Annotated in this window: 6 protein-coding genes; 4 read left to right on the forward strand and 2 right to left on the reverse strand. The window is 66.9% G+C overall.

The window, feature by feature from the left end:
* Positions 1–186 precede the first annotated feature (186 nt).
* Complete coding sequence (locus AC1D1S_RS19320; RefSeq protein ID WP_028276979.1) at positions 187–732, forward strand: acyl-CoA thioesterase; 546 nt, start codon at positions 187–189, stop codon at positions 730–732.
* Between the two features lie 78 nt (positions 733–810).
* Positions 811–1,224, forward strand: a complete 414-nt coding sequence (gene trxA / locus AC1D1S_RS19325; RefSeq protein ID WP_018773584.1) for a thioredoxin — start codon at positions 811–813, stop codon at positions 1,222–1,224.
* Between the two features lie 107 nt (positions 1,225–1,331).
* Here trxA and AC1D1S_RS19330 read toward each other — a convergent pair whose 3' ends face one another.
* On the reverse strand, positions 1,332–1,610 hold the full coding sequence (locus tag AC1D1S_RS19330; protein ID WP_243181142.1) for a putative quinol monooxygenase: 279 nt from the start codon (positions 1,608–1,610) through the stop codon (positions 1,332–1,334).
* A 111-nt stretch (positions 1,611–1,721) separates the two neighbouring features.
* On the opposite strand from AC1D1S_RS19330, the gene AC1D1S_RS19335 reads away from it, so the two are divergent.
* Positions 1,722–3,410 carry an AMP-binding protein gene (locus AC1D1S_RS19335; protein ID WP_243181141.1) on the forward strand — a complete coding sequence of 563 codons (1,689 nt, stop codon included), beginning with the start codon at positions 1,722–1,724 and terminating at the stop codon, positions 3,408–3,410.
* Positions 3,411–3,432: 22 nt separating this feature from the next.
* Here the strand turns inward: AC1D1S_RS19335 and AC1D1S_RS19340 are convergent, their stop codons facing one another.
* On the reverse strand, positions 3,433–4,413 hold the full coding sequence (locus AC1D1S_RS19340) for a DNA-3-methyladenine glycosylase family protein (RefSeq protein ID WP_476995230.1): 981 nt from the start codon (positions 4,411–4,413) through the stop codon (positions 3,433–3,435).
* Positions 4,414–4,578: 165 nt separating this feature from the next.
* Between AC1D1S_RS19340 and AC1D1S_RS19345 the strand changes: the two genes are divergently transcribed.
* A partial coding sequence (locus AC1D1S_RS19345) for a VOC family protein (protein ID WP_476995231.1) occupies positions 4,579–4,757 on the forward strand: 179 nt, incomplete at its 3' end.

The following is a 4,757-nucleotide window of genomic DNA, read 5'->3' on the forward strand; positions in this document are numbered from 1 at the left end:
GGGCGCCCTTGGAATCACGCCGGGCCAGCCAACCAAACCGCCACCCCACAGACACGTCAGAACGCCCGGCCAAACATGCGGCGCGCACTGTCATGCCCGGAGCATGCACTTGACACGACCTATAGCCAGCTAGGTTCCGGCACCCACCCCTTGGCACACTTGTTACCCGCGGGTAACATATGACTCATGCATCTCCTGTTCCGGACTCTCCTGCTGCTGTTCACGTCCTCACGCCGCTCACCGCTGAGCATCTGGGACAACTCCTCGCTGCCGTTGCGGGTCCTGCCCACGGACATCGACATCGCCCTCCACGTCAACAACGGCATGTACTTCTCACTCATGGACCTCGGGCGCTTCGATCTCATGGCCCGCAGCGGCACCTGGAAGAAGATGCGCCGCCGGGGCTGGACCCCGGTCGCGGCGGGGGAGACCATCGCGTTCCGCCGTTCGCTGCAGCTCTGGCAGCAGTACACGATCGAATCCCGGATCATCGGCCTGGACTCGAAAGCCATCTACTTCGAGCAGCGGATGGTGGTGGACGGCGAAGTGTACGCGCGGGCCTATATCGCCACCCGGCTTCTGAGCAAGGGCAAGCCCGTCAGCCAGGAGGAGATCATCCGCGAGTTCGGCGCCCCGCCGGCGGATCTGGAGCTGCCCGGGTGGATCCACGAATGGCGCGAAACCAACGCCCTGCCCGGCGCCAGGCGTCCGGCCCCGCACGCCTGGGCGTGACCTGCCTACAGCCCCGCCCGGATGTGCCAACAGCGAAATGCCGGGGACAATCCGCGCCCGCTCCCGTACCGTTGACTCATGGCTACCGTAGACATCACAGGTGAACAGTTCGCATCGACAGTCGAGGATAACGACATTGTCCTCGTCGATTTCTGGGCCGAATGGTGCGGCCCGTGCAAGCAGTTCGGCCCCACGTACTCGGCGATCTCAGAGAAGCACCCGGATGTCGTCTTCTCCAAGGTCGACACCGAAGCCGAGCAGCAGCTCGCCGCCGAGGCCGGCATCACGTCGATTCCCACGCTGATGGCCTTCCGCGAAAAGGTCCTGGTGTTCTCGCAGCCTGGCGCACTGAACGCGCAGCAGCTCGAGCAGGTGGTCGACGCCGTCAAGGCCCTGGACATGGAAGAAGTCCACGCCCACGTGGCCCGGTCCCAGGCCGAGGCCGCCGCGGCTGCGGCCAAACAGGACGGCACCCAGATCCCGGAGGCCTGAACCTCCACGGCTTAATCCCAGGCTTAACCAACGCGGGGTCACTCCGCGCCCATAAATCCCTCAGGGATGGGCGCGGAGTGGCCCCGCGTTGTGGTTGGAAGCGTGGGTTAGAGCCTTTCGAGCTTGACCGGCTCGGCCAGCAGCGCGCTGAGGGATTCGTTGAGGTCCTGGACGGCCGTGCCCTTGGAGTGCTTGTCCAGGTCCGCCTGGCTGGCCCACCGTTCGGTCAGGACGAGCTTGTCCTCGCTGGCCTCGGTGAGCTCGTAGCGGATGCAGCCGGGCTCGTTGACCACCTCGTCGATCGCGATGTCCAGGGCGAGCTTCACGCGGAAGAATTCGCCGTCGTTGGGGATGAAAATGGCCTGAAGGTCAACGGGTGCACTCATGGCAATCACCCTACCGGGCTGCCGGGCAGGCGCCGGAACATGACCCAAGATTTCATAGGACTTCCAAGCTTTGCTCTTCTTTTGCCTCCGCACTGTTGGTAGCGTCACACCATGCTTGCTTACACAGCCGGGGACACTGACGTCCCGCTGCTCGAGGAAACCATTGGTGCGAACTTCGAACGGATCGCGGCGCGGTTCCCGTACCACGATGCCCTGATCGAGGCGGCCGCGGTACCCGGCGAAGAGGCCCGGCGGTGGAGTTACACCAAGTTGAACGACGACGTCGACCGGCTGGCACGTGCGCTCCTCGCCCTGGGCGTCGCGAAGGGCGAGCGGATCGGCATCTGGAGCCCCAACTGCGCCGAGTGGACCATCCTGCAGTACGCCACCGCGAAGGTCGGGGCGATCCTGGTCAACGTCAACCCCGCCTACCGCAGCCATGAGCTCGAGTTTGTGGTCACCCAGAACGGCATGCGCATGCTGGTCAGCGCGCCGGCGGACCGGAACAGCGACTACACAGCGATGGCGCGGCAGGCCCTGGCGGCGTGCCCGGGCCTGCGCGAGCTGGTCTTCCTCCCGGACGCCGGCCTGGACGGGCTGACCGCCGGCGAACCCGGCACTGAGGCGGAGCGCACCTATGCCGAGCTGCTCAAGCGGGCCGACGACGTCGGACACTCCGAGCTGAAAGCGCGCATGGCGGTACTGGATGCGCAGGATCCCGTCAATCTGCAGTACACCTCCGGCACCACGGGGTTCCCGAAGGGCGCCACGCTGACGCACCACAATATCCTTAACAACGGCTTTTCGATCGGCGAGCAGCTGGGCTACACGGAACACGACCGCGTGGTGATCCCGGTGCCCTTCTATCACTGCTTCGGCATGGTGATCGGGAACCTCGCGGCGCTCAGCCACGGGGCCGCCACCATCATCCCCGGCCGGTCGTTCTCGCCGGCCGGGGCGCTGGAAGCTGTGCAGGACTTCGGCGGAACCTCGCTGTACGGCGTGCCGACCATGTTCATCGCCGAGCTCGCCTTGCCGGACTTCGCCTCCTACGACCTCTCCACACTGCGCACGGGCGTCATGGCCGGCTCGCTGTGTCCCATCGAGGTGATGAACCGGGTCATCACGGAAATGAACATGAAAGACGTCGCCATTTGCTACGGCATGACGGAGACCTCGCCGGTGTCCACGATGACCCGGAGCGTGGACACCATGGCCCAGCGCACCGAGACCGTGGGCCGGACCATGCCGAACCTGGAGAGCCGGATCGTGGACCCGGTCACGGGAGAGGTGCTGGAGCGCGGCGGGATCGGGGAACTCTGCACGCGCGGCTACGCGGTGATGCGCGGGTACTGGAACCAGCCTGACAAGACCGCCGAGGCGATCGACGCCGACGCCTGGATGCACACCGGGGACCTCGCCCGGATGGACGCGGACGGGTACATCGTGATCGAGGGCCGGATCAAGGACATGGTGATCCGCGGCGGCGAGAACGTCTATCCGCGCGAAATCGAGGAATTCCTCTACACCCACCCGGACATCCAGGACGTGCAGGTGATCGGTGTCCCGGACACGAAGTACGGCGAGGAACTGATGGCCTGCGTCATTTTGAAGCCGGGGGCCGCGCCGATGGACGCCGCCAGCCTGGCCGAGTTCTGCCGCGGCAAGCTGGCACATTACAAGATCCCGCGCTACGTGGATGTCCGGGAGAGCTTCCCGATGACCGTCTCCGGCAAGATCCGCAAGGTTGACATGCGCCAGGAGGCCGCGGCCCGGCTGGGCCTCCAGACCGGCGGCTGACAGCAACGCGTTGCTCCTGAGGTCAGTGGTCGCGGTGGTCCTGGATGGTCATGCGCGGGCCAAATGTCGGTTTCCGGAAGCCGCTGAGCCCGATCATCCGGACCACCCGCTGCCGGTGCCCCGCCCATGGAGCCAGCAGCCTGAGCATGCCGGCGTCGTCTGTCCGGCGGCYGGTCAGGGCGGCGCCCACGTAGGCCGCAAGGTGGTAGTCGCCGACCGAGATCGAATCCGGGCAGCCGTGCGTGCGCTGCACCACCTCCGCCGCCGTCCAGACCCCGATTCCGGGCAGGGTCTGCAGCTTGGCCGCCGCCTCCGCGGCGGGGAGGGCGGCGAGCCGTTCCAGCGCGGCGGCCGAACGCAGCGCCCGCATGACGGTTCCCGACCGCTGCGGGCCCACGCCGGCCTTGTGCCATTCCCAGGACGGGATGTGCAGCCACTGCGCGGCCGTCGGCTGGACCAGCAGATTGGCGGGCGCGACGGTGCCGGCGCCCGGCGCCGCCGTCCCGAAGCGGTACATCAGGTAGCGGTATCCGCGGCGGGCCTCGATAACGGTGACCTTCTGCTCCAGGATGGTCGGCACGAGTGAATCGATCATCCTGCCGGTTGCAGGCAGCCGGATCGCGAGGTTCCGGCGTCGGGCTTCAACCACCATGCGCGGGAGGGTGGYGTGGAATGCGGGCTCGTCGAAGCCGGACCAGTCGTCGTCGCTCCCGAGCATGCGCGGGACGGAATCGACGGCGTCCCCCGCTCCGGGACCCCAGGCCTGCGCGTCCACGGCAGGGTCAGCCCGCGTCCCGGCCGTTGCCAGGCGCAGCGTGGCCGGACCGCGGGGCGTCGTGAACGCGAACCAGATCCCGTCCGGGGCGGTGCGGATGGACGGGTCGCCGTGGCCGCGCAGCAGCGTGCCGATGGTTTGCATCAAGTCGAACGGGCCGCCCGGGTGCCACCGCAATGAGGCGTCCGCCGCGGCGGCAATGCCTGCGGGGGCGTCTGCGAGGCTCATTCGAACATGTTCCCACGGCCCGCTGACAGCAGCGTCATCCGCGGCAACGGTGCAGGGGCCGTACGGCCCTTAACCTCCCGCGCTGCCGGGGCTAAAATCCGGCTAGTGGCGTGGTGTGTCCGCGCCCGCTTCTTGGCACCGAATCCTTGTTCTTAGGAGAGTGTGATGGCTGGTGGAGTGGTTCATTTCGAAATCCCCGCAGAAGACGAGGGCCGCGCACGGGAGTTCTACAGTTCGGCGTTCGGCTGGGAGGTAAGCCAGGTGCCGGAGATGAGCTACACCATGATCAAGACGACGCCGACGGATGCCAACGGCATGCCCTCCGTACCGGGCTCCATCAACGG

The sequence above is a fragment of the Arthrobacter sp. P1_A5 genome (genome assembly GCF_056406825.1).

Excerpts from the sequence above, each read along its gene's own strand:
- AC1D1S_RS19330 (WP_243181142.1), bottom strand. The coding sequence starts at position 1,610 with ATGAGTGCACCCGTTGACCTTCAGGCCATTTTCATCCCCAACGACGGC.
- AC1D1S_RS19335 (WP_243181141.1), top strand. The coding sequence starts at position 1,722 with ATGCTTGCTTACACAGCCGGGGACACTGACGTCCCGCTGCTCGAGGAA.
- trxA (WP_018773584.1), top strand. The coding sequence starts at position 811 with ATGGCTACCGTAGACATCACAGGTGAACAGTTCGCATCGACAGTCGAG.
- AC1D1S_RS19320 (WP_028276979.1), top strand. The coding sequence starts at position 187 with ATGCATCTCCTGTTCCGGACTCTCCTGCTGCTGTTCACGTCCTCACGC.